This window comes from Clostridium psychrophilum, assembly GCF_018861705.1.
Classification (GTDB): domain Bacteria; phylum Bacillota; class Clostridia; order Clostridiales; family Clostridiaceae; genus Clostridium_AD; species Clostridium_AD psychrophilum.
Window position 1 is genome coordinate 36,649 of the sequence record NZ_JAHLEC010000006.1, and the last position, 24,911, is coordinate 61,559.

At 31.2% G+C, this 24,911-nt stretch carries 22 protein-coding genes, 2 pseudogenes and 1 other annotated feature; of the genes and pseudogenes, 2 read left to right on the top strand and 22 right to left on the bottom strand.

Going from position 1 to position 24,911, the window contains the following annotated elements; all coding sequences use genetic code 11:
* Positions 1–71 precede the first annotated feature (71 nt).
* The 6 genes and pseudogenes from KPL38_RS02790 to thiS form a co-directional block, all read right to left on the bottom strand.
* Complete coding sequence (locus KPL38_RS02790) at positions 72–2,111, bottom strand: alpha-amylase family glycosyl hydrolase (protein ID WP_216286699.1); 2,040 nt, start codon at positions 2,109–2,111, stop codon at positions 72–74.
* Between the two features lie 156 nt (positions 2,112–2,267).
* On the bottom strand, positions 2,268–3,500 hold the full coding sequence (locus tag KPL38_RS02795; RefSeq protein WP_216286701.1) for an O-acetylhomoserine aminocarboxypropyltransferase/cysteine synthase family protein: 1,233 nt from the start codon (positions 3,498–3,500) through the stop codon (positions 2,268–2,270).
* Between the two features lie 10 nt (positions 3,501–3,510).
* Positions 3,511–5,817, bottom strand: a complete 2,307-nt coding sequence (locus KPL38_RS02800) for a ferredoxin-like domain-containing protein (RefSeq protein WP_216286703.1) — start codon at positions 5,815–5,817, stop codon at positions 3,511–3,513.
* Positions 5,818–5,903: 86 nt separating this feature from the next.
* A complete protein-coding gene (locus KPL38_RS02805; protein WP_216286705.1) occupies positions 5,904–6,311 on the bottom strand; it encodes a M67 family metallopeptidase in 408 nt (135 codons plus the stop codon).
* A pseudogene (locus KPL38_RS02810) lies at positions 6,308–7,132 on the bottom strand (HesA/MoeB/ThiF family protein). Before KPL38_RS02810 ends, KPL38_RS02805 begins: the two are co-directional and overlap by 4 nt.
* Positions 7,122–7,352, bottom strand: coding sequence for a sulfur carrier protein ThiS (gene thiS, locus KPL38_RS02815; protein ID WP_376769011.1), 231 nt, complete (start codon positions 7,350–7,352; stop codon positions 7,122–7,124). The pseudogene KPL38_RS02810 and the gene thiS overlap by 11 nt, the downstream one beginning before the upstream one ends.
* Positions 7,353–7,719: 367 nt before the next feature.
* On the opposite strand from thiS, the gene KPL38_RS02820 reads away from it, so the two are divergent.
* Positions 7,720–8,361, top strand: a complete 642-nt coding sequence (locus tag KPL38_RS02820) for a histidine phosphatase family protein (RefSeq protein WP_216286713.1) — start codon at positions 7,720–7,722, stop codon at positions 8,359–8,361.
* 142 nt (positions 8,362–8,503) lie between these two features.
* On the opposite strand, the gene KPL38_RS02825 is transcribed toward KPL38_RS02820, so the two are convergent.
* The 9 genes from KPL38_RS02825 to KPL38_RS02865 form a co-directional block, all read right to left on the bottom strand.
* A complete protein-coding gene (locus KPL38_RS02825; RefSeq protein ID WP_216286715.1) occupies positions 8,504–8,791 on the bottom strand; it encodes an ArsR/SmtB family transcription factor in 288 nt (95 codons plus the stop codon).
* A gap of 256 nt (positions 8,792–9,047) precedes the next feature.
* Positions 9,048–9,959 carry a PLP-dependent cysteine synthase family protein gene (locus KPL38_RS02830; RefSeq protein ID WP_216286717.1) on the bottom strand — a complete coding sequence of 304 codons (912 nt, stop codon included), beginning with the start codon at positions 9,957–9,959 and terminating at the stop codon, positions 9,048–9,050.
* 80 nt (positions 9,960–10,039) lie between these two features.
* Entirely contained in the window at positions 10,040–11,191 is a 1,152-nt protein-coding gene (locus KPL38_RS02835) for a trans-sulfuration enzyme family protein (protein WP_216286719.1), read from the bottom strand.
* On the bottom strand, positions 11,181–11,825 hold the full coding sequence (locus tag KPL38_RS02840; protein WP_216286721.1) for a class I SAM-dependent methyltransferase: 645 nt from the start codon (positions 11,823–11,825) through the stop codon (positions 11,181–11,183). The genes KPL38_RS02835 and KPL38_RS02840 overlap by 11 nt, the downstream gene beginning before the upstream one ends.
* Before the next feature lie 76 nt (positions 11,826–11,901).
* Positions 11,902–12,136, bottom strand: a binding site (T-box leader).
* 122 nt (positions 12,137–12,258) lie between these two features.
* Complete coding sequence (locus KPL38_RS02845) at positions 12,259–13,653, bottom strand: sensor histidine kinase (protein ID WP_216286730.1); 1,395 nt, start codon at positions 13,651–13,653, stop codon at positions 12,259–12,261.
* Entirely contained in the window at positions 13,634–14,311 is a 678-nt protein-coding gene (locus KPL38_RS02850) for a response regulator transcription factor (protein WP_216286732.1), read from the bottom strand. Before KPL38_RS02850 ends, KPL38_RS02845 begins: the two co-directional genes overlap by 20 nt.
* A 63-nt stretch (positions 14,312–14,374) precedes the next feature.
* Positions 14,375–15,271 carry a fumarylacetoacetate hydrolase family protein gene (locus KPL38_RS02855; RefSeq protein WP_216286734.1) on the bottom strand — a complete coding sequence of 299 codons (897 nt, stop codon included), beginning with the start codon at positions 15,269–15,271 and terminating at the stop codon, positions 14,375–14,377.
* A 152-nt stretch (positions 15,272–15,423) separates the two neighbouring features.
* Positions 15,424–15,786 (bottom strand): P-II family nitrogen regulator, encoded by a 363-nt coding sequence (locus tag KPL38_RS02860; RefSeq protein WP_216286736.1) that lies wholly within the window; start codon positions 15,784–15,786, stop codon positions 15,424–15,426.
* A 65-nt stretch (positions 15,787–15,851) separates the two neighbouring features.
* Positions 15,852–17,087, bottom strand: a complete 1,236-nt coding sequence (locus KPL38_RS02865) for an ammonium transporter (protein ID WP_216286738.1) — start codon at positions 17,085–17,087, stop codon at positions 15,852–15,854.
* A gap of 497 nt (positions 17,088–17,584) precedes the next feature.
* Between KPL38_RS02865 and gdhA the strand changes: the two genes are divergently transcribed.
* Positions 17,585–18,922 carry an NADP-specific glutamate dehydrogenase gene (gene gdhA / locus KPL38_RS02870; RefSeq protein WP_216286740.1) on the top strand — a complete coding sequence of 446 codons (1,338 nt, stop codon included), beginning with the start codon at positions 17,585–17,587 and terminating at the stop codon, positions 18,920–18,922.
* 108 nt (positions 18,923–19,030) lie between these two features.
* Here the strand turns inward: gdhA and KPL38_RS02875 are convergent.
* From KPL38_RS02875 to KPL38_RS02905, 7 genes and pseudogenes are all read right to left on the bottom strand, one after another.
* A pseudogene (locus tag KPL38_RS02875) lies at positions 19,031–19,252 on the bottom strand (family 1 glycosylhydrolase); the annotation flags it as partial.
* A gap of 144 nt (positions 19,253–19,396) precedes the next feature.
* On the bottom strand, positions 19,397–19,459 hold the full coding sequence (locus tag KPL38_RS20295) for a hypothetical protein (RefSeq protein WP_216286779.1): 63 nt from the start codon (positions 19,457–19,459) through the stop codon (positions 19,397–19,399).
* The gene (locus KPL38_RS02885) at positions 19,447–20,796 is read right to left on the bottom strand and encodes a sigma 54-interacting transcriptional regulator (protein ID WP_216286757.1); all 1,350 of its coding nucleotides are present in this window, start codon (positions 20,794–20,796) and stop codon (positions 19,447–19,449) included. The genes KPL38_RS20295 and KPL38_RS02885 overlap by 13 nt, the downstream gene beginning before the upstream one ends.
* Positions 20,797–21,069: 273 nt before the next feature.
* Positions 21,070–21,207 carry a lmo0937 family membrane protein gene (locus KPL38_RS02890; RefSeq protein ID WP_216286759.1) on the bottom strand — a complete coding sequence of 46 codons (138 nt, stop codon included), beginning with the start codon at positions 21,205–21,207 and terminating at the stop codon, positions 21,070–21,072.
* Positions 21,208–21,370: 163 nt separating this feature from the next.
* Positions 21,371–22,798 (bottom strand): alpha-amylase, encoded by a 1,428-nt coding sequence (locus KPL38_RS02895; protein WP_216286761.1) that lies wholly within the window; start codon positions 22,796–22,798, stop codon positions 21,371–21,373.
* Positions 22,799–23,053: 255 nt separating this feature from the next.
* Positions 23,054–24,220 (bottom strand): amidohydrolase, encoded by a 1,167-nt coding sequence (locus KPL38_RS02900; protein ID WP_216286763.1) that lies wholly within the window; start codon positions 24,218–24,220, stop codon positions 23,054–23,056.
* 278 nt (positions 24,221–24,498) lie between these two features.
* On the bottom strand, positions 24,499–24,684 hold the full coding sequence (locus tag KPL38_RS02905; RefSeq protein WP_216286765.1) for a hypothetical protein: 186 nt from the start codon (positions 24,682–24,684) through the stop codon (positions 24,499–24,501).
* Positions 24,685–24,911: the final 227 nt, after the last annotated feature.

A 24,911-nucleotide genomic window follows, 5' to 3' on the forward strand; every position in this document is an offset into this window, starting at 1 on the left:
TAATATTTAAGGACGATTTTCTAAAATTTTTCACACTTTAAGTGAATATTTAGAGAACCGTCCTCTTTTATTTATTTTTTATATTTATTTTCACATTTGCTTAATACAATTACAGTTCTACTTGGCACACTTATTGTTATCCCAACTTTATTTTGCTTATCAGATGATAATGGTTTAGCTTGATAAACATAATCCTCATCAACCCTATTTTTGCCGCCAAACATACTCTCATCACTATTAAATACGACTTTATATTCTCCCTCCTCAATAGTTGGAAGTTCATATGTTGAAAAACAAGTAGATGGATTAAAATTAAATAAAAATATTAGAGTACCTTTTCTAAAAGCAAGAAGCTGATTTTCCTCATCTGTCCAAATGTTATACAAATCAGTTGCGCTTAAAACATTATATTTTTTTACTAAAGCTAACATTCCTTTATCGAAATTAGATATATACTCATATTTAAGATCTTTATTATCATTTAAGCTCCATTGTCTTCTTGCATATTTATAGCTCCAATTGTTACCTTCCCTTGGGAAATCAATCCACTCTGGATGCCCAAATTCATTTCCCATAAAATTCAAATATCCTTCACCACCTAAGGTTATAGTAATAAATTTTATAAGTTTATGAAGTTCGATTGCTCTACTAATTATCCAATTATCATCATCTTTTAACATATGAGAATATATTTCTTTCCCACCTAATTGAAAAATTAATGTCTTATCTCCAACAAGTGCCTGATCATGTGATTCAGAATATCCTATATTCTTTTCTTGAGGCCTTCTGCCCGTTAATTCATACCAAAGTTGTCGCATACTCCAATTTTCATCTGGTGTCTCTTTTAATAATTTTACCCAAAGATCTGGCACTCCCATAGACAAACGATAATCAAAACCCAATCCGCCATAGCTTACAGGCAAACACATTCCTGGCATTCCACTCATATCCTCAGCTATTGTTACTGCACCCGGTTTCACTTCTCTTATTAAATCATTAGCAATCTGAAGATAAGTTATTGCCTCTAGATTTGTATTCATACTAAAATATTTACTATAATCTGTAAATGCTACTCCTAGCCCGTGGTCATGATATAGCATTGATGATACACCATCAAATCGATAACCATCAAAATGATATTCTTCTATCCAAAACTTCACATTTGATAAAAGGAAATGAACAACCTCAGGTTTTTCATAATTAAATAGTTTTGTATCCCAAGCTGGATGCTCTCCTTTAATACCAGTGTTAAAAAATTGATAATCAGTTCCATCAAACTCATTAATACCTTCAGCAATGTTCTTAATTGAATGAGAATGCACTAGATCGAGCAATACTGAAATCCCCATAAGGTGGGCAGTATTAATCAATGCCTTAAGATCATCTGGAGTTCCAAACCAAGAAGAAACTGCAAAGAAATTAGATACTTGATAGCCAAAAGATGCATAATAAGGATGTTGCATTATAGCCATAAGTTGCACAGTATTGTAACCAGCAGCTTTTATCCTCGGAAGCACAATATTTGTAAATTCATTAAAAGTACCAATACCATTTTTCTCTTGTGCCATACCAACATGAGCTTCATATATAAACAATGGTTTTTTATTGTCTATATGAAAATCATTATCCTTCCACTTAAATGCATAATCTGGTTGCCATATTTGTCCCAAAAAATCATGAGTAGCAGGATTTTGAACTGTCCGTTTAATATAAAGGGGAATTCTATCTCTCGATACGCCTTTAGCTACTACTCTTACCTTAACATGTGATAAATGTTTTAATGTCTTTACTCCGTCTAAATAAATCTCCCAATTTCCATTATCTATTTTTTTTAATGGATGTGATTGAGGATTCCAAAAATTAAAATCTCCAATTAGATATAGAGCCTCTGCATTTGGTGCCCATTCTCTATAAACCCATCCAGACTTCGTCAAATGGAACCCATAATATAAATCTCCATTAGCAAATGACTTAAGGTTTTGATTATTTCCCAATAATTTGGCCTTAAAAGAATCATACCTATCCACCCTAAGCTTAATATCACGTTCAAACGGTTTAAGATATGGATCAATTTTCAATATTTCAATATGTTTATTTTTATTGTTCTCCATAAAAAAATTCCTTTCCTATCTTTATTTTTTATAATTTAAAATATTATTACTACTATAAGTAATTCGACTAAATATTGTAAAATCCTTTCTTTTTGAGAAATAAATAAAAATGCCAGTCTAAGTAACTTAATATCACCTAAACTGACTAATTAATACCTAATTTATAAACTGTAAAGCACTTTCAATATCTTCTATTATATCATCAATATCTTCTATACCAACAGAAAGCCTTAATAAATCATCAAAAACTCCCATCTTCTCCTTTTCTCTTTCAGTATTACTAGCACATATAGTTGAAGCAGGATGAATAATTAAAGTCTTTGTATCCCCTATATTTGTAATATTCAATATCATTTTCAAATTATTTATAAACCTAAAAGCATTCTCTTTGCTCCCAAGCCTAAAAGTTAAAACTCCACTAGCGCCATTTTTATAATACTTTTTCGTTAGGTTATAGTACTTAGAACTTGGTAGACTTGGATAATTCACTGAAGTTACCTTTTCATTGTTACTTAAAAATGCAGCTACTGCTAAGGTATTTATGCAATGCCGTCTCATTCTAAGTGACAATGTCTCAATTCCCGTTAAATTTAAAAACGCATTAAAAGGCGAAAGCGAAGCTCCAATATCCTTTCCTACTGTATTTCTGAGTTTTGCAGTATATGCCATTTTCCCAAACTTTCTACTATATTCCTTAAAATTCTTATACTTATCCTCTTTATACTTGATGCTACCTCCATCTACTATTATTCCACCAATAGAATTTGAGGTTCCATTTATATATTTAGAAGTTGAATGTATAACAATATCTGCTCCATTTTCAATAGGTTTTATAAGGTATGGAGTTGTTATAGTAGAATCCACAATGAAAATAACATTATACTCAATGCAAACCTTTGATACATCTTCTATATCCAATACATCTAGCTTTGGATTACCTAATGTTTCTGCAAATACAATTTTAGTATTCTTCATTATCGCATTTTCTAAACTGATTTTATCTAAGTTATCTAAGAATTTAACATTTATACCATAACTTTTCAAATTTTTAATTAGTGTATAGGTTCCCCCAAAAAGGCCACTGGATGCTATTATTTCGTCGCCACTTTCAACAATATTCATTATAGCTAAATATATAGCGTTCATGCCAGAAGCTGCTGCTGTAGCCGCTAGGCCACCTTCAACGCTTGCTATTCTTCTCTCAAAAGACGTAACAGTGGGATTAGATATTCTAGTATAAGCATACCCCATGCTTGTACCTTTCATTATACATTCAAGTTCTTCTGCCGATGAATGAGAGAAAGCATTTGATAGATGTAGGGGTGTATTTGTAGCTCCTGTCTCATCTATTTTTAAATTTCCATGTATTAACTTAGTATTAAATTTCATATATGCACCTCTAAGGTTTATTTTTCTCCACCACAAGTAAATTGTAGCCTTCATAATTGTTATCTATTGATATTACCTTATGACCCTCATTAGATACACTTAATGGAACATTTTTTATAGGATCTCCATCATCTAAATAAAATCCTCTTTTTTCACCAGACTTTATTTTTGACAATTGAATCTTGACCTTTGCAAAGTTCATTGGGCATGTTACCCCTCTAAAATCAATGACCTCATATTCTTTGCTCATTGAAACTTCCTCTTCTTTTTTGATTGAATCTATCTTTGGAAGTGTTATTTCTAGTTTACCATTTAGTGATTCATACATATCCTTTACTTTATTATAAAGATATTCAACTTCTGCTACTTTACTTGTTATATCATCTATATCTCCAAGTTTATAATCAAGAAGTGTATCAAAAAGTTTCAATACATCTTTTTTAACGTAACCTGTATCTACAAAGTTAATATTAAATTCTTTAAATATCTCTCTATCCTTTGATGTATCTATTCCTTTTAATACTAAAAGAGTTCTTGCAGATGAAACTGCTGCATCATATATATATTGAGATTTTAGGCTTTCTTTAAATTTTAAAAGAGAACTTTCTGCATTTGATAAATCAAGTTTTATAACATCAAATACTCCTGTACTACATTCTCCAGGTCCTCTTCCTTCTATAGAAAATTTTTCACTTGCTACAAAATCATAATAAAGATCTGCATTTTCTTTAAGGGTTTCCATTTTCCCATATTTATTAGTTAAATTTTTTATATCTATTTCGCTGTTTTCTAGAAATTTTTCAAAACTTTCCTCACCTGAGTCATTTTTAAGCTCTGCCAATTCGACTAAATACTTTGGAATTTTTTTTGCAGGAATATCACCATATACTTTGCCAATTTTAGCTCCACCAGACCCAACACTGCCACCAAATGATGCCGAATAAGAAGGCATTAGACCATCTTGTGTTCTTTTTGCCCTTCCACTTAGCCCTATTTTACCTATTTGATGCCTCCCACATGAATTAGGACATCCTGATATAAAGAGTTTTGGAAGTGATGCTTTAATTTCCTGGCCATACTCTTTGAATTCTTCCTTTATAGCTGATAAAAGGTTTTGAGATAAACAAAGTCCTAATTGGCAAGTTGATGCACCAACACACGTCACTGAGTTGTATATATTATAGTTTGATGAAAATGATGATATTATTTTAAGCAATTTTTTTGCATCATCTTCTAATAAATCTCTTACAAAAAAACTCTGAGTGTTTGCAAGTCTTACAGACACTTTATAGCCCAATTTAAAAACAAAGTTTAATATCTTTTCAAGATTTTCTGATGCTAAATTTCCACCTTGAGGATGTATATACACTGAATTATATCCTGTTTGTTTTTGAGGGAATAAAACACTTTTGTTAGCCTTACTTATTTTAAATATTTTGGAATTTTCTACATGCTCTTTATCACAAGCATCATCTATTACTAAATCAAGTCCTTTGTCTTCTTTTAACCTACCAAGTTCTTTTTCAAATAATTGCTTAAATTTTTCTTCCCCTAATCTATCAACAATGTACCTTATTCTTGCTTTGTTTTTATTGCTTCTATCTCCCTCTTTTTCAAAGAGTTCCTTCATAGCCTGAACATAATACAAAACATCTTTTGCACAAATAAAATCTGCAAGCTTTAGTGATACTTTTGGATTTCCACCAAAACCACCGCCACCATAAACCTCAAATCCTTTTTTTCCATCTACTACCTTTGCAATAAATCCTAAATCAGATATTGTAGCATTTGCTGTGTCCTCAGAAGTATTTGAAAAACCTATTTTATATTTTCTTGGGAGATTCATTGTACTAGGATCCTTAAGCAAATAGTTAGTAACTTCACTCATATATTTTGTTACATCAAAAACATCGCCTACAGAAACTCCAGAAAGAGGCGAGCATTCAACGTTTCTTACTGTGTTACCTCCAGTTCCTTTTGTAATTATACCTACCTCTATAAGCTCATTCATAATATTATGAACATCTTTGAGTTCTACACTTTGAAACTGGATATCCTGCCTTGATGTAAATCTTATATAATTATTTGCATATTTTTTTGAAATATCATTTATTTGCTTAAATTGTTCTAAAGTAATTACTCCACCCGGAATTCTAGTTCTTACCATGTAAGTATCTGATGTTCTTTGTTCATAAACACCCATAGAAACTCTAAATGCTTTAAATCTAGTAGAATCTAGTTTTCCATTCATGTATAATTCAGCTTTTTCTTTAAAATTATCTATAACTTTGTAACTCTCCTTAGTAATATTAATCATCACTAATCACTCCCTTATATATTAATTGGAATTTTAATTATTAAACCTAAATTTATATAAATCTAGATTTAATGAAAATTGATGTATTAAATTATTTGATACTCAAGTTTAGAAGTGCCATCTTTGTTTATCTTAAATAAATTAAATATAGGCTCTTCTTTTTCTAGTGATAAAATTCCATAGACTATATTGGGATCATATGCAAGTCTTATGTCTTCCTCCGAAGGCCTGGAAGGAGTATAAGGATGTGAATGATAATTTCCGATAAAAATCATGTTTTCCCCTCTTATCACCTTAATTGTTTTAAACTGTTCTTTAGGATCCATTGAAAAATGTTCACTACTTTTATCAACATTTACAAGTGGATAAGTTTTACTTACATTAATTTTATCAGCGCTTTTAGTACCTGATAAAAATCCACAGCACTCATTAGGGAATTCATCTTTTGCTTGTTTTATAATTTTCTTTAGCTCTACACTATTTATATAAATCATCCTTTTAACCTTCCAGTTTTTAAATCACATGATGGATTTGTATAATCAATTAACTCTGTTATAGTAGGGTGATCTCCACAAACTCCACATTTTTTATTGTGATTAATCTTTATTTTTTTAAATTCCATCTTTAGTCCATCATAAGTAAGTAAATATCCTGCAAGTGTTTGTCCAAGTCCCAATATATACTTGATAGCCTCAGTTGCTTGAAGCGTTCCTATAACTCCACCCATTACCCCTAATACTCCAGCTTCTCTACAAGTTGGCACCATTCCTTATGGTGGTGGTGTTTGAAAAATGCATCTGTAACAAGGTGTATTGTTATCTGGAATATATGTTGTAAGTTGTCCCTGGAACCTAATTATTCCAGCATGAGAAAACGGCTTTTTAGCAAGTACACAAGCATCATTTATTAAGAATTTTGCGGCAAAATTGTCTGTTCCATCTAATATAAAATCATAATTTTTAATTATATTCATGATATTTTCTGATGTTACAAGTTCATTATAAGTAATAACATTTACATCTGGATTAAGCTCATTTATTGTTTCTTTTCCAGATTGAACTTTAGACTTACCTACATCTCTAGTTTGATGTATTATTTGTCTTTGTAAATTTGAAAGATCCACAACATCTCCATCTACAAGTCCTATTGTTCCCACTCCAGCTGCTGCTAAATACATAGCAGCTGGTGCCCCGAGTCCTCCTGTTCCAATAATAAGCACCTTTGAATTCAATAATTTCTCTTGCCCTTCAACTCCAACCTCTGACAATAATATGTGTCTTGAATATCTTTCAATTTGTTCTTCACTAAAGTCCAAAACTTCCGCCTCCCATAAAATATAAAACTTCCATTTCGTCATTTTCCTTTAATATTGCATTAGGGAATTTATCTCTATCGACGAATTCACCATTAAGTTGAACTGAAACCATATCTGGCATTTCAACATTTTCGATTTTCAAAATTTCAGTTACTGTAACATTATCTTTGATCTTTTTTATTTCACCATTTAATTTAATATTTATATTTATTCCCCCTATTCTTGAATAATTGTTCGATTATCATTCTTATAACCAATTATTTTTTACGCTCTTTTCACCTAGTAAACCAATATGTTTGATTTATTATATCACATTATAGACTTATATTAGTAAAAACACCTATAATATTTTAACATTGTTTAATGGATTATTTCCTATACCACATACGCCTTTATTACCCACTTACCATTTGATGGGCAGCTTTTACAATCGACCATATATTATTTTCTGTTTTCTTTATTAATCATATACCATTTTTAGCAAAATCTAGTGTCTACACTTTGTTTGTTTGACATCAACTTTATAATATATTATAATATTATCAATATTGGCATAAGCCAATACTATTAATAGGATGTGAATAATAATGAATACAACAATAATATTAGTAAGACATGGTGAAACAGAATGGAATGTTTTGGGCAAATTTCAAGGATGCAAAGATATAGCTCTATCAAATGAAGGCATTTTACAAGCTGGATATTTACATAAAAGATTTCAAAATAAATTTGATCATATTTACACAAGTCCGTTAAAAAGAGCAATGCAAACAGCTGAAATTATTTCTCAAGGTAGTAGCAACACATCACCTATAGTTGAAACAGGCTTAACAGAAATAAATTTTGGTGAGTGGGAAGGACTTACTATGAAAGAAGTAATAACAAATTTTCCCAAAGAATTTATTAAGTGGAAAAATGATGACCTAAATGCACCTATGTGTGGTGGTGAACAAAGCCTTAAAATTGCAAGTATTCGGGCTAAAAAATCTATTTTAAAAATAGCAAAAAAAAATAAAGGGGAAAGTATTATTATAGTCGCTCATGGCGGAATTATTAAAGCTGGACTATTAGGTGTTTTTGATTTGAAGATGACTATGTATCATAAAATAATGTTAGGTAATACATCCGTTAGTAAAATCATTTTTGATGATGATTTTAACGCGAAAATACTGACTTTAAATGATACAACCCATCTTCCAGATAACTATGATATTAAATCTTATGTTTAGTATAGAAATTTAAATTTCAATTTCTGTTACTTTAAAAAAGTATGGATTACCTAAATAATCCATACTTTTTTAAAGTGATATATAAATAAATTTACATTTGGATCTTCCGTTTGACCTTGTTAATAACTAGCTTCGCCAATTTTTACTCCTTAGTTTTAAAAAGAAATTCGACTAATTCTCTAACTCTCTCATCACAAATACTGTAATTAATCTCTAGCCCATTTCTTTTACCTTTAATTATTTTAGCCATTCTTAATTTTTGCAAATGTTGAGATAAAGTAGATTGTGGAATACAAAGACACTCTTGCATGTGACCTACATTACATGAGCCTTCTCCAAGCAATCCATTAATAATACATAACCTTACTGGATGAGCTAATACTTTAAGCATTTCTGCGGTTTCATTATAATCCATATAATTTTTATCCATAAATGATACCTCTTTCTAACATAATTTAATATTTATATTGTTATATTCATATATTATGATACAAATAATAAATAATATCAATGCTTTTATGCATTAAAAACTTTAGAAACAGTTATGAATATAGTCTACACTACTTTTTAGTTTGATACGTATGTTATTTTTTTAAGAAAACAGTGCAGCAAAATCCATGACTTTGCTGCATAAATATACTTTAATATTGAATTATAACTTTACCTAGACGTACCCTAGGCATATATTAATCGTAGATGTTTTTGCTAAAGTATCTATCCCCTCTATCAGGAAGTATTGTAACAATATTTCCACTTTCAATTGTTTCTGCAAGTTTTATTGCTGCTGCAATAGCCGCACCTGAGGAACTCCCTACAATCAATCCTTCTTTTGCTGCAATTAGCTTCACCATGTTCTTAGCTTCATCATCGGAAATTTTAGTAACGCTCTCAACTAAATCCATATCCATGGTAGTTGGCACAAAATTATTTCCTATTCCTTCAATATCATAACAATGCTCGCAACCACCACCAATAGTTGATCCATAAGGATCTACTAAAATACCTTTTATATTTTCATTCTTTTCCTTTAAATATTTCATAACACCACTAAAAGTTCCACCACTTCCTGCACCTGCAAGAAAGTAATCAATTTTACCTTCTAATGCATCATAAATCTCTGGTCCTGTAGTTTCATAATGTGCCTTTGGGTTAGCATCATTTTCAAACTGTTGCAATGAAATAGAATTAGGAATTTCATTCAATAGCCGCTTTGCCTTATTAATTGCACCAATCATTCCGTCTTCTCTTGGAGTGCCAATAATAGTTGCCCCTAGTGCTTTCATCAATGTTTGTTTCTCTACAGAAAATTTTTCTGGTACCACAAATATTATATTATAGCCTTTATTTATAGCTGCAAGGGCAACCCCTATTCCAGTATTTCCTGCAGTTGCTTCAACAATTGTATACCCTACCTTCAGGATGCCCCTATCTTCTGCATCCTTTATCATGTAAACCCCAACTCTATCTTTTACACTACCACCTGGGTTCTCCCCCTCGAGTTTTGCAAATATATTTATGCTTTTTTTTACACATAAATTATTTAGTTTAATAAGAGGTGTATTTCCTATAATATCTAATATACTATTTATATATTTCACTGTTAACACCTCTACTTACAACTAAACTTACATATTTCTTTGCACCTTCTAAGGGATACTTTGATGAAAAGTCTTCAATATTAACCAATTAATTTTACCTCCTCAAATGCATTAATTAAATCTTCTTTTATATCTTGCACATCTTCAATCCCAACTGATAACCTTACTAAATTATCAATTATTCCCACCTTATCTCTTAATTCTTTAGGTATTGCAGCATGCGTCATAGACGCTGGATGACAAATTAGAGATTCCACACCACCTAAACTCTCAGCTAATGTAATAAGCTTTAATGACTTCAAGAATTTTTTATAATCGTATTCTTTTTTTATAACAAATGATACCATGCCACCGTAGCCTGATGCTTGCGCTTTATGAATTTCATGTGAAGGATGATCAATAAGTCCAGGATAATATACCTTCTCCACCTCTTTACGCGTCTGCAAAAATTTAGCTATTTTAATGGCATTATCATTGTGTCTATCCATTCTAACTCCTACAGTTTTAATTCCTCTTATTAATAAGAAAGAATCAAAAGGTCCAAGAACTCCACCAGTTGAGTTTTGTATAAACCCAAGTCTTTCCCCTATAGCTTCGTCTTTTACTACAACAAGTCCAGCAACCAAATCACTGTGCCCACCTAAATATTTAGTTCCACTATGAATTACAATATCGGCACCTAATAAAATAGGTCTTTGGAAATAAGGAGTCATAAAAGTATTATCAACAATAGTTAAAATACCCCTTTCTTTAGCCACCTTAGATACTTTCCTTATATCCGTTATATCTGCTAAAGGATTTGTAGGTGTTTCTATAAAAATTGCTTTAACATCATCTTTAATACTATCTCGCACTAAATCTATATTTGAGGTATTTACAATAGAATATTTAACATTAAAATTGCTAAATATCTTATCCACGACTCTAAATGTTCCTCCATAAAGATTGTCAGATATTAAAATTCTATCTGATGACTTAAAAAGTGATAACACAGCAGTTATGCCTGCCATTCCTGAGGCAAATGCAAAGCCTCTAGTACCACCTTCAAGTTCTGCTATAAGCTTTTCTAAAGCATCACGTGTTGGATTTCCTGTTCTTGAATATTCAAAACCCTTAGTTACTCCTAAAGACTCCTGTTTGTAAGTTGATGTTTGGTATATTGGAACATTTACTGCCCCTGTAAGCTTGTCACCATCTATTCCTCCGTGTATTAATAATGAATTAAATTTCATAAGTTAGTCCTCCTTTATTTGCTGTTGCAATAAAAATACCAGTCTTCGTATATTCACCTTTGCTAGAATACCCTTTGCATGATAGATCAGTATTCTCAATATTTACCGTATTAAAACCTGCGCTAGTTAACCATCCTTTTATTTGCTCATTTGAAAATCCAAGCCACTCATCAAACATCTCCTCTTTTGCCCACTCACCATTATGCTCTTGTACATCTGAAATTATTAAAGTCCCATCTTTCTTAATTATTCTAAACATCTCGTCAATTGCTTTTTTAGCATCCTTCACATGATGAAGTGCCATATTAATAAAGACAACATCTACAGATTCATCAAACAAAACTAAGTTGTCTATGGATGATTTTATTGGATACACATTATCAAATTTTTTAGTTTCCATTAATTTTCTAGTCTCAATTAACATATTCACTGATTGATCTATCGAGAACACAATGTTTGCATCTAAAGCAAGTGCTAATGACAGAAAACCAGTTCCACAACCTAAATCAGCCACAACCTTGTCCTTTATATTTACTTTAGATAAAACTTTGTACTTTAATCTTTCGTCGAAATACTCACTTCTTATTACGTTCCAATTTACAGCTATCTCATTAAAATAGTCTAATGATCCCATAATATTACCCCCATATACTTATTTAAATTTGCCTTTTACTATATATTTTAGACATCAAAAAAGCTCCGTCTCATGTTATAGAGACGAAGTCGAATAAACCTCGCGATCCCACTCTAATTAAATATAGAATCTCACTTAAATCCAAGCACTAAATGCTCTATCGCTATAACGGGCAAACCCGTAGTCCCCTACTTTAATTTCGGGTCCAAACTCCAAAGGGCACTTCATATATTTTTAGACAGAAGCTTCTCAGCAATGCTTCCTCTCTGTTACCTATACAATATACTACTTTCCTTTTTCATTGTATTTCTTAGTATTCATATCTGTTTGATTATATTTTATTATATGTCATATTTTATTTTTGTCAACCATAATTCAAAATATTTAATTAGTTTATAGTAAAAAACACCTAGCTAACTTATAACTTAGTTAGCTAGATGTTTAATATAACAGTTATTTTTGTTCCAAAACCTTCTTCACTTTCTACATTAATAGTCCCTTTATGCATTTCAACTATTAATTTAGCAATCGATAATCCAAGACCAGTTCCACCTTTTTCTTTAAATCTAGATTTATCTACAGTATAAAATCTTTCAAATATACTTTCAATCTCACCTTTAGGTATTCCTATGCCACTATCACTAACAGTGATTTTCACTGTTTTATTTACACTTTCTGAATTTATATCAATTCTCCCTTGTTTTGGCGTAAATTTGATACTATTATCAATTAATATTCTAAGCATTTGCTTCATCATATTGTAATCCGCAACTATAAAAACATTATCATTTCTACTACTTGTTATTATATGGCTGTGATCTATAATCTTACTCTCACTCAATACTTCGCAAATAAGATCTTTAAGCAAAAATTGTTTTTTATTTATATGTTGACCTTCACTATTTCCTTTAGCTATAAACAATAATTTTTCAACCAAATCCGCCATATTACTAGTTTCAAGCTTTATCGCATAGATAGATTTCTCTAAAGCACTTCTATCATCTTTTCCCCATCTATCAAGTAAGTTTGCATACCCCTGTATAACTGCAATAGGAGTTCTAAGTTCATGTGACGCATCTGATACAAACTGAATTTGTCTATCAAAAGCGCCTTGAAGCCTGTCTATCATATTATTAAAAGTGTTGCCTAGTCTTTTAAGCTCATCATCTGGACCATTAACTGCAATTCTTTCTTTTAAATTATTAATGCTAATATTATCAGCAGCTATAGTTATTTCATCTATAGGCTCCAACATTTTTTTACTTATACTGTAACCTAATATAACCGAAACAATCATACCTATAAAATCAGCTATTGCCATTAAAACAAACAATATTTTCATAAAATCATACTCATTGTCCATATCCTTAACAATTTGAATATAGACTAATCCATATTTTATAGTTTCAAGCTTTAAATTTTTATATACTAAATGTTTGTCATTTTCTTTAAACTTTATTGTTTTATTAAATGGTTCTTCTATTTTAATATTATAATTAAATTCACTTGATTGGTTTAGAACCTTGTTTTTGCCTTGCAGTATTCTTATTGATACATTTTGTTTTGATGGAACACCTGAAATCATTTCTTTATCAGATAAATTGAGATTCTCATTTCGTGACTTAATATTATTTAACACCAATGTGTTAACATCTTCTATTTGTTTGTTTGCCTGACTATACAAATAATACTTTATCCCATATAGAATTGAAGCATTCAAAATAAGTAATACTAATGAAAACATTACAGCATAAACTATGGTTAATTTTAAAGAAATCTTAGCACTCTTAATAAGTTTTAATCCATAATTAATCACCTTTGACAACATATCCTACACCTCTTACCGTGGTTATAAGTTTATCCTCAAACCCATCATCAATTTTGCATCGGAGATATCTTATGAATACATCTACTACATTGGTATCACCTATGTAGTCATATCCCCATACTTTCTCAATTAACTGTGATCTCGTAAGAACAACATTTTTGTTTATCATAAGCATCTCTAAAAGATTATATTCTTTTTTTGTAAGTTCAATTTCTTTCTCGCCCCGCATAACATTATGAGCTTTATTATCCATAACAATATCTTTAACTCTAATTTTATCATTGTTAATACCAACCTTACTTCTTTTATATACTCTAATTCTTGCTAATAATTCTTCTATTGCAAATGGTTTTGTGAGATAATCATTTGCCCCTACATCTAGGCCTAAAACTTTGTCTGATATCTCACTCTTTGCCGTAAGCATGATAATAGGCACCTGAGATAATAGCCTTATTTTTTTGCAAACTTCAATTCCATTAAGTCCCGGTATCATAATATCAAGAAGTATCAAATCATACCCATTTTTCTCAGCCATAGCTAAGCCTTCCCGTCCATTATAAGCTACATCAACTTTATATCCTTCATGACTTAGTTCCATTTCAACAAACATAGACATTAGCTTTTCATCTTCAACTAATAGGATTTTAAATTTTCCCAAAATACCACCTTCCCTTTGGAGTAGAATAATGAAGAAATATCCACTGGTATCTAAAACTCATAACTAAATAATAATAACTCTATTAACTAAATTTCCCATTTTTTCTATATAACATTCAACAAGATCCCCGTTTTTTAATACCTTAGGTGGCTGAAATCCCATACCAACACCACTTGGAGTTCCTGTAGAAATTATATCACCTGGTTTTAGAGTTAATCCTTTTGATAAATCACTAATTATATATGGTATGTTAAAGATTAGATTTTTAGTGTTTGAATTCTGCCTTAACTCGCCACTAATGCTGCACTTAATATTTAATTCCACTGGAAAATGGATTTCATTTTTATGTACTATACATGGGCCCATCGGACAAAATGTGTCTAAACTTTTTCCTTTAAACCACTGTATATGTTTTCCCTGCAAGTCCCTAGCTGAGACGTCGTTTATAATTGTATATCCAAAAATGTGTTTTTCTGCATTCTCAGGTTTAATGTTAATTCCGCCCTTACCAATTATTATAGCAAGCTCCACTTCATAGTCCACTTGGGTCGTTACGTCATTTGAGAATTTAATTGGTTCTCCACTTGCAATTGCAGGGGAAGCGATCTTAGTAAAATATATGGGTACCTCCGGTATGCCTGTATCTGATATTTTGGTCAACTTAATTTCTTTAGCATGTTCTACATAATTTTTACCAAGACAGAATATATTTCTTTTTGGATTTGGTATTGGGGCAAGTAATTTAACTGAATTTAATAAAGCATAATTAAAATCATTATCTTTAATAGCCTTTTCTATTTTTTCTATTAGATTTTCATCAAATTTTTCTATTAGTTCAGTCATAGAACTAACATTGTCCTCTCCTATAAACTTAAGGATTTCATTTAAAAGTATGACCCTTTCTTCAATAGCTATTCCTACGCTTTCTTCACTATTATTTATATACGTAACAAATTTCATAATTCTAGCTCTCCTTTTAATATCTAGATTATTGTTCAATAAAGCATTACTAAAATTATAACAACAAATAACAAATAAGTCCCTTTATTCATACAAAAAGCGGGCCAACTTATAAAATAGTTGGTCCGCTTTGATCATAAATTATAGTTTAATTATTTATCATAACGAAGCGCATCTCGACCTTCAGCACCATTGCTAATTCTAATAATATTTTTTACATCATAAACAAATATTTTTCCATCACCCATTTTCCCTGTATGTAGTACTTTTTTTGCAGTTTCTACAACCAAGTCCGATGGAATATCACAAACAACTACTTCTACTTTTATTTTGGGTAGAAGATTAATGTCTAAAGAGAGTCCTCGATAAAATTCTTTATGTCCCTTTTGCATTCCACATCCTAAAACGTTAGTTACTGTCATACCGCTTATACCAATTGCATTTAGAGCTTCCTTCAATTCCTCAAATCTACTTGAAGAGGTAATAATCTCTATCTTTGAAAATTTTTCGTCCATACTTGTACCCCCCTTTTATTAATATGTTTTAATTAATATTGTTTTATATTAATAGCTTAAGTGAATTATAAACCTGGTCCACCATAAGCCTCTTCACCATGAAGAGAAACATCTAAACCATCCGATTCTTCTTCACTTGTTACTCTTAAATCCGTAAATTTACTTATTACTTTTAGTATAAAGAAAGTCATTATAGCTGAATATGCAATAGTTGCTATAATTGCTACAAGCTGAATTCCTACCAACTTAATGTTACCATGGATTAACCCATTTGCGCCAGCAGAATTTACAGCCTTTGAAGCAAAAATGCCAGTAGCTATTCCACCCCATATTCCACCTATTCCGTGACACCCAAAAGCATCTAATGCATCATCATAACCAAATTTTTGTTTAACTACTGTTACGAAGAAGTAACATAACACTCCCCCAAATCCCCCTATAAACAGTGAGGACATCGGGGTTACAAAACCTGCGCCTGGAGTGATTGCTACAAGCCCTACAACTATACCACTTGCAATACCAAGTGTAGAAACTTTCTTTCTTATAACTAACTCACATATGCCCCAAGTTAGAGCTGAAGCCGCAGCTGATGTGTTTGTTGTAATAAATGCATTTAATGCTACACCATTTACTGCTAACGCACTTCCTGCATTGAACCCAAACCATCCAAACCATAAAAGTGCAGCACCAAGTAGTGTCATAGGAAGATTATGAGGAGTAATTGTTTTCAATTTTTTTCTCTTTCCTATTACAATTGCTGCAACAAGGGCAGATATACCTGAACTGATATGAACAACATTACCACCTGCAAAATCTAATGCTCCTAAATTTCTAAGCCAGCCACCATAACCCCAAACCCAATGTGCAATTGGGTCGTATACTAGTGTTGACCATAATAAAATAAATATTGTGAATGCAATAAATTTCATTCTCTCAGCTATTGCACCTGAAATTAAAGCAGGAGTTATTATTGCAAACATAAGCTGAAACAACATAAATAGCGATTGTGGTATCGTAGCCGCATAATTAGCATTTGGAAGAAATCCTACTCCTTGTAACCCTAAGAATTGAAAATTACCAAGAAAACCAGCAAAATCTTTACCAAAACATAATGTATACCCTACAATTACCCATTGTATTGATATAACTACCATAGCTGTATAACTATGCACTGTAGTACTAAGTACATTTTTTCGTCTAACCATTCCACCATAAAATAAAGCGAGTCCTGGTGTCATTAACATTACCAATGCTGTTGCAAAAATTATAAATGACGTATCCGCAGCATTTACTCCATTCATTAAAATTCCCCCTAATTAAATATTATTCCTAGATATAAAACCTTGCATTGTATTCACAATGATTTTTTACTTACCTTTAGATGTCATTTTACTAACTTTTAAAATAAAAGTCAAGTGTTTTAATCTTCTGTCAATTATATTTCTTAAGTGATATCGTTCCATTTTTAGGCGTATAATCGCATAATTTGCGTATATACGTGATGTAATCATTGACATTAATATATTTAATTTAATTTAAAGTTCTAAAATATTGCATGATATTGTTTATAATAATTCACTTATAATACATTTTTTTCTATTATATCCTCAATAATAACTTTGATTTATTTTAGTATAACGTAGCATACACATCAAATCACTACTCTTCTTACTATATACGAACATCACTATTAAAAAAGTTGAATCAAAATCGTAAAAATGTTAAAATATTTAAATAGATGAACAATAATTTAAAAATCTAGTTATATTTATTTATTGTATTTGAGGAGGCTATAAAAATGAATTTATTATCAAGTTTAACTCAACATGTTATTGAGAAAAACCCAAATGAACCAGAATTCCAACAAGCCGTAAAAGAAATGCTAGAATCCCTAGAACCAGTCGCTGAATTACATCCCGAATGGATTGACGCTGGGATATTTGATAGAATTGTAGAACCTGAGAGACAGATTATATTTAGAGTATCATGGATAGATGATAATGGAGTAGTAAATGTAAACAGAGGCTTCCGTGTCCAATTTAATAGTGCCATAGGACCTTATAAGGGTGGTTTAAGGCTTCACCCTTCAGTTAATCTTAGTATTATTAAATTTCTTGGCTTTGAACAAACTTTTAAGAATTCACTAACAGGTCTACCAATTGGTGGTGCTAAAGGTGGAAGTGACTTTAATCCTAAAGGAAAATCTGATAGAGAAATAATGAGATTTTGTCAAAGCTTCATGACTGAGCTTTCAAAACATATTGGCGCTGATACTGATGTACCTGCTGGTGATATTGGTGTTGGCGGTCGAGAAATTGGTTTTATGTATGGTCAATATAAACGACTTAGAAATGAATTTACAGGTGTATTAACAGGCAAAGGATTATCTTATGGTGGAAGTCTTGCTCGCACGGAAGCCACTGGATATGGTATGTGTTACTTCGTTGAGGAAATGCTTAAAGCTACAGAAAACTCCTTTAAAGATAAAACAGTTGTAATTTCGGGTTCAGGTAATGTTGCAATATACGGAGCCGAAAAAGCTATACAGCTCGGAGCAAATGTAGTTGCATTAAGTGATTCAGATGGATACATATATGATCCTGCTGGAATTAAACTAGATACAGTAAAAAAAATCAAAGAGGTTAATAGACAAAGAATAAGCGAATATGTTAAGTACCATCCTACTTCAAAATATCATAAAGGTTGTTCAGGAATTTGGACAATAAAGTGTGATATTGCACTTCCTTGTGCGACTCAGAATGAAATAAATGAATCTTCTGCAAATGCTCTTATATCTAATGGATGTATAGCAGTTGGAGAAGGTGCAAATATGCCTTCCACTCCGGAGGCCATTAATGTATTTCTAAAAAGCAAAATTCTTTTTGGGCCTGCTAAGGCAGTCAATGCAGGAGGTGTTGCTACCTCAGCACTTGAAATGTCACAAAACAGCATAAGATACTCATGGACATTTGAAGAAGTTGATAATAAATTAAAGGCTATAATGTCAGACATTTATATGAAAACAAGTAATGCTGCAAAAGAATATGGATTCGAAGGTAATTTACTTGCCGGTGCTAATATAGCAGGATTCATTAAGGTAGCAGATGCTATGTATTCTGAGGGAATAGCGTACTAATATTTGCTTTAATGACTTTTCAAAAAAACAATTCATTATTCCATATAAAAAACATAGTATTAGACCAGCTTACTTAAGTTGGTCTAATACTATGTTTTTTATATATAATTAAAATCCATTACTTTTGGCTACTTCTTTAATCCAATATGCACTCTTTTTAGGAATTCTTTCTTGAGTTTTTAAATCTAATTGGATGAATCCATATCTATTTTTATAAGCATTGCTCCAAGACCAGTTATCAATAAATGTCCACATATGATATCCCTTAACATTACAACCTTCGTCTATTGATTTATGAAGCCATGTTGAATATCCCTTTAAAAAATCTATAAGGTTCTTTTTCATACCAATAGTCCCATATGTTTAATGCTTTTCCGTCGTCTATTGGAGCTCATTCTGATTGTGGTCCTGATGAAGCACTCCCCCACCAAAATTCCTTAGGAAATTTATTTTTAAGTTCCAACGTATACTCCTCTATCTTGTTTTATAAATTTCTACTATTTCTGTCGCCAAATCTATAACTGTCATAGCTGACATAAAATGATCTTGTGCATAAATAATTTCTCTATATACTTGTTAAAATAATTTTTTATATCAAAAGACATTGTAAAATTAATATCGTCCTCATCTACTCCACGGTCTTTAAGTTCTTGAATTCTTTTTTCTATACTCTCATAAAAATTATCAGGCACTAAATCAGAACTTGCCTCTACCTGAAATTTTATCCCTTTAGGTTTAAAGTTAAGTCTTATATCCTTTTTAATAATTTTATCTACGACTTGAGATTCTTGCATATACGACACTAACCCTTGCCTTACATTATTTAAAAAATCAGTACTATGTACTTCTATTTTATTTTTACCTTTAGAAACAAACTTCAAAAATACATTTGCACAACCTAGTTGTATATCACTTTTTAATTGTCCTATATTTCCCCTGCAATTATAGAGTAAAAGGCTTCTTACCGTATTTGTAGATATAGTTATTTCTTTTGCTATTCTCATTGACTCAATTTTAAAAAAGTCACGAATAAGTTCAAATCTCTCATCTATTGTTCTATCCTTTAAAGCAGGTATATTAATTGTCATAAGAATTCTTCTAGTAAATGTAGTTAATAAAGCACTATCAGCTTGTTCAGTTGTGGCACATATTATAAGCACCTTACCACTTTTTTTCTCTTCTATATTACCAAGAGGTGTATAAACAGATTTATCTATTAACATAAATAACATTTCTTGTCCCTCAGCAGGTAATCTATGTATTTCATCTAAAAACAAAATACCACCATTTGCCTTGTCGACATATCCAATTCTATCCTTATCCACACCAGTAAATGCACCTTTTTTACTTCCAAATAAATGAGCCATAATAAGCTGTGGGTTATTTGAATAGTCTGCGCAGTTAAATGAAATAAAAGGTGCATCTTTAGATATTACTTCCTTTTCAATTGCAAATTTGTACATGAGTTCTGCAAACATAGTCTTGCCCACTCCTGTAGGCCCAAGTATTAATGTATGCAGACCTCTAGGTGGATATAGTATAGCTGCCTGTGCCTGCTGAATGCTTTTTTTTAAGCTTTTATTTCCACCAATAAAATTACTGAAATTCGAACCATTTATTGATGGTTTTGCTTTATCATCTTTAAAACTGCTAGATAAATTCACGTAATATATAATCGGTTTTCCTTTTATCTTAAAAATCTTTCCATCATCGCATAACCTATTTAATAAAGAACTTACATTGGTCCTTTGAAGAGAAAAATCATCTGCAATTTCTCTAGTACTGCACCCAACATTAGTTAATTTACCAGTTGATTTTTGTTCTTTGCATTTATCACTTAAATACTTAAGTATCCTATTCTCTGATTTTCCCATAGTCTTCACCTTCCAAATTAATTTTCAATAAAATTATCTCACACAATTCTAATAAAATTATACACATATACACTTTATTATTAATCAATAAAATTTATTAGATACTCCTAATCATTGATTTATCTTATATCTTTAATCTTGTAATGTTATACACTTAATGTACTATTTTATGATATCTATACTTTAACAGAATATAGAAAAAAGCTTATATTATCATTTTACAATGACAATCTAAGCTTGACTTTAAGTAAGAACTTGCTATGATCTTCTTTTTCAAGAAATAAGATCGAATATGAATACAATTACTGCTATAACAAGCAATATGTGTATAAGTCCTCCACCAATATGAAATGCAAATCCTAAAAGCCACATAATAATTACTATTCCTACTATCCAACGTAATAATCCCATACATATCACCATCCTTCTTAAGTGATTATTAATAATATTCGCTCATATTTAAAATCAACTTATTATAAGTACATTCTCTACCAACTGATTATTGTTTAGTCTCACCAAATACGTCGAGATAAATTCATAAAAGAGTATATTTTTACATTAGAATTTTATACTTTTAAACGATACACCAAACTGAATATGAGTTTTCATTAACAATGAATTCACCATTGCCATCCTCTTCTATTTTAATTTCTCCAGAAACATTACCCGTGATATCTACAAATGTCTTACCTGAAAGTTTTTCACCAACAAACATCTTTTTTGAACCACCATTATCTGCTGTTGATATTAAAGCAGCTAAGCCATTTTCTCTTGTCCAACCAACAATATGAGCATCATCAAAATAATCATGCTGCACGCCATAAGCAAAATCTCGCCTTGCCTTTAATAATTTATCTAATTTATCTTTAAGTGGTGCTATGTCATTAGTTGGCATTCCATAATAATCTCCAAAGAAAACACAAGGTATTCCTTCTTGCCTTGTTAAAATAAAAGTATATGCTTGTAGTTTAAATGAATTATCTACCCATGATTCAAGTGACTGGCCGGGCTGAGTATCATGGTTATCTACAAAAGTTACTGAATTTTCAGGATAACAACTTACTAATGTACTTTTCATTAAACCACCTAAATCATAGTTTTCTTTATCATTTGCAGCTTTTGCAAAATTATAGTGAAGTGGTACATCGAATACATTAAATGCATGAGCTGTATCCTCAATATATCTTTTAAGAACATTAATATCCGCACTCCAATATTCTCCTACCGTAAAAAGTTCTCCTTTTGTAATATTTCTTATTTCATTAATAAGTTTTGTGAAAAAATCGAATCCTATATGTTTTACAGCATCTAATCTAAATCCATCAATATGTGCTATTTTGATATACCATAATGACCATTTTAAGAGTTCATCATAAACTACCGGCGTACTAACATCTATATCTGTAAGCATAAGATAAGAATAATTTCCATTTTCCGCGTCTACTTCCTCATCCCAACTTTTACCCATTCCAGTAAATTCAAATATAGCTTTTTCTTTTTTATTCTCATCCCAATCTACACCATCAAATTGCTCCCAATTCCATTTAAAGTCGGAGTACTTATTTTTTCTCCCCGGGAAAGTAAATTTAGTCCAAGCCTTTATATCGTATTCATCAGATATTTTTATATTTCGATCATTTGGATCCACTTTAGTTACCTTTACCCATTCTGTATGATCTGCTCCGCCTTTCTGGTTAAATACTATGTCTGCCACTATTTGGATGTTATTTTTATGAGCTTCCTCTATTGCATTTATATACTCTTCTTTTGTACCATATTTAGTCCTAATGCTGCCCTTTTGGTCGAATTCACCAAGATCATATAAATCATAAACACCGTAACCTACATCATTACTCCCACTTGCCCCCTTATATGCCGGTGGTAACCAAAGAGTATTTATCCCTGCATCACTTAAATCTTTACAATGCTCTTTTAAAAAATTCCAGTGTCCTCCATCCGATGGCAGATTCCATTCAAAAAATTGCATTATAGTCTTATTCATTTAAACAAACCCCTTTTATTTTATTTTATAAGATTATCTTATAATTTTTTATACCCTTTACAATTAAGTAATTAATCGAATTAAATACATATAATGATATAGTTTATTAGTTTATTACTTTATTCAACATTTAAATTCTAATTCCTTTATTTCATCCATTATATTTTGCGCACAAAAAAGCCAGTCAAGCTGATTTAATATCATCTTAACTGACTAGTCACGAGTAACAATACCTATACTTAATTTAGCCAAAGTTTATTTGTCCGATATAATATCTAAAGCACATTTAGCTAGTTGTGCAAAATATTTAGAACCTGGCAAAAGCGTAGCATCATCTACCTTAAATTTTGGATGATGAAGTGAATATGATACCCCTGTACCAATATTTACAAATGCACCTGATATCTTCTCCTGATAATATGCGAAATCTTCACCAATTAGTGTTTTGGGAAGCTTTTTAATAACATATCCCTGCTGTATTGCTACATCTAATGCAACCGATGCCCAATCTTTTGTATTATTTGTTGCTGGTGGACCACTGTACCATTTAAGTTCAGCAGTTGCTCCAAATGAGTCTGCCATTCCTTTAACTATTTGTCTCATTTTACTTGGAACAAACTCACGTGTTTTAGCATTAACAGTTCTCACAGTCCCCTCAAGATACGCTTCAGTTGGAATCACATTCCACGTGTTACCACTTTCCATATGAGTAACACTAATAAGTGCTTGATCAAAAGCACTAACATTACGACTAACAATTGTTTGTAATGCCGTAATTATATGAGCTGCAACAACAATTGGATCTATTCCCTTTTCTGGTGATGACGCATGGGTACCAATTCCATTAATTTTGATTTCAAAACGATCAACTGCAGCAGTCAAAGCTCCCACATTTGTTCCAAAACTACCTACTTCTAAATCTGGTGCACAATGAAGTCCAAAAATTGCGTCAACGTCTGATAGAACTCCAGTTTTCAAAATACTTTCTGCACCCTTTCCTGTTTCTTCAGCTGGTTGAAATATAATACGCACCGTTCCAGGTAATGTTGCTTCTTGCTGTTTTAATAAATAAGCTGCGCCTAAAATAACAGTTGTATGAAAATCATGACCACAAGCATGCATTTTACCCTCAATTTGTGACTTATAATCTAAATCCGTATCTTCAATAATTGGCAAAGCATCGATATCACCTCGGATTGCAATTATAGGACCTTCACTATTTCCTGTTATCTCTGCAACTAAACCTGTTTTGAGTGGTAAATTAAGTATCCGGATTTGAGCCTCACCTAATAATTTACGCAAAGTTTTAGTTGTTTCAAATTCCTCATTTGATAACTCTGGATGCTTATGGAAATGATGACGAACTTCTATAAGTTCTTTTTCCAAATTATCAGTATTCTTTAACACTATTTTATTTTTCATAAAATTATACCCCTTAAATTTATTTAAACTCTATATTATAGCTATCCTACTAATAAAACTCTCTTTTCTTTTAAAATAATAGTATATGCATCATACCCTATAAAGTAACCCCATCAAATGGATTTTACAACTATTTTATAGTTATGTCCACTTAATAGGGCTATATAAGATATTTTACACCTATTGCTTCAATTCATCAGGTATTACCCAATAATTGTTCTTATTATGTTCTTTCATATACTTTTTAAATTCATCTGATCTATAAGATGCTACAATAGTTATGCCGTCCTAATAGTTCTACCTGCAGTACTATTTTGTATAATCCCCCCATCTAAAACTAACCTGCCGTTCACAACTACATATTTTATCCCTTCAGGCTTTCTATCTGGAACACCCACATCTGGGAAATCAGATTTATCTTTAATAGTATGATTATCCCACAAAAAGCTTGTAATTACTTCCAAACGTAGTAATTATGATATAATAATATCAAAATCAGTACGTAGAGGAGGATTACTATGTTTTGCAAAAATAACGTTCAACAAACTACATTTTTAGATCCTGTAGCCCAAATGCCTAAATATCTTCAAAATATTTTAAAGAATTGTTGGGCGCAGGCCTTTAGGGATTATGTTTTTCCTCAAATAAATGAGGAACGTTTTTCTGTAATTTATAGTAGTGATCATGCCTC

What these genes read in the sequence shown, in the direction of transcription:
- KPL38_RS02790 (WP_216286699.1), bottom strand. Translation starts at nt 2,111, where the DNA reads ATGGAGAACAATAAAAATAAACATATTGAAATATTGAAAATTGATCCA.
- KPL38_RS02795 (WP_216286701.1), bottom strand. Translation starts at nt 3,500, where the DNA reads ATGAAATTTAATACTAAGTTAATACATGGAAATTTAAAAATAGATGAG.
- KPL38_RS02800 (WP_216286703.1), bottom strand. Translation starts at nt 5,817, where the DNA reads ATGATTAATATTACTAAGGAGAGTTACAAAGTTATAGATAATTTTAAA.
- KPL38_RS02805 (WP_216286705.1), bottom strand. Translation starts at nt 6,311, where the DNA reads ATGATTTATATAAATAGTGTAGAGCTAAAGAAAATTATAAAACAAGCA.
- KPL38_RS02820 (WP_216286713.1), top strand. Translation starts at nt 7,720, where the DNA reads ATGAATACAACAATAATATTAGTAAGACATGGTGAAACAGAATGGAAT.
- KPL38_RS02825 (WP_216286715.1), bottom strand. Translation starts at nt 8,791, where the DNA reads ATGGATAAAAATTATATGGATTATAATGAAACCGCAGAAATGCTTAAA.
- KPL38_RS02835 (WP_216286719.1), bottom strand. Translation starts at nt 11,191, where the DNA reads ATGAAATTTAATTCATTATTAATACACGGAGGAATAGATGGTGACAAG.
- KPL38_RS02840 (WP_216286721.1), bottom strand. Translation starts at nt 11,825, where the DNA reads ATGGGATCATTAGACTATTTTAATGAGATAGCTGTAAATTGGAACGTA.
- KPL38_RS02845 (WP_216286730.1), bottom strand. Translation starts at nt 13,653, where the DNA reads ATGTTGTCAAAGGTGATTAATTATGGATTAAAACTTATTAAGAGTGCT.
- KPL38_RS02855 (WP_216286734.1), bottom strand. Translation starts at nt 15,271, where the DNA reads ATGAAATTTGTTACGTATATAAATAATAGTGAAGAAAGCGTAGGAATA.
- KPL38_RS02860 (WP_216286736.1), bottom strand. Translation starts at nt 15,786, where the DNA reads ATGGACGAAAAATTTTCAAAGATAGAGATTATTACCTCTTCAAGTAGA.
- KPL38_RS02865 (WP_216286738.1), bottom strand. Translation starts at nt 17,087, where the DNA reads ATGAATGGAGTAAATGCTGCGGATACGTCATTTATAATTTTTGCAACA.
- gdhA (WP_216286740.1), top strand. Translation starts at nt 17,585, where the DNA reads ATGAATTTATTATCAAGTTTAACTCAACATGTTATTGAGAAAAACCCA.
- KPL38_RS02885 (WP_216286757.1), bottom strand. Translation starts at nt 20,796, where the DNA reads ATGGGAAAATCAGAGAATAGGATACTTAAGTATTTAAGTGATAAATGC.
- KPL38_RS02890 (WP_216286759.1), bottom strand. Translation starts at nt 21,207, where the DNA reads ATGGGATTATTACGTTGGATAGTAGGAATAGTAATTATTATGTGGCTT.
- KPL38_RS02895 (WP_216286761.1), bottom strand. Translation starts at nt 22,798, where the DNA reads ATGAATAAGACTATAATGCAATTTTTTGAATGGAATCTGCCATCGGAT.
- KPL38_RS02900 (WP_216286763.1), bottom strand. Translation starts at nt 24,220, where the DNA reads ATGAAAAATAAAATAGTGTTAAAGAATACTGATAATTTGGAAAAAGAA.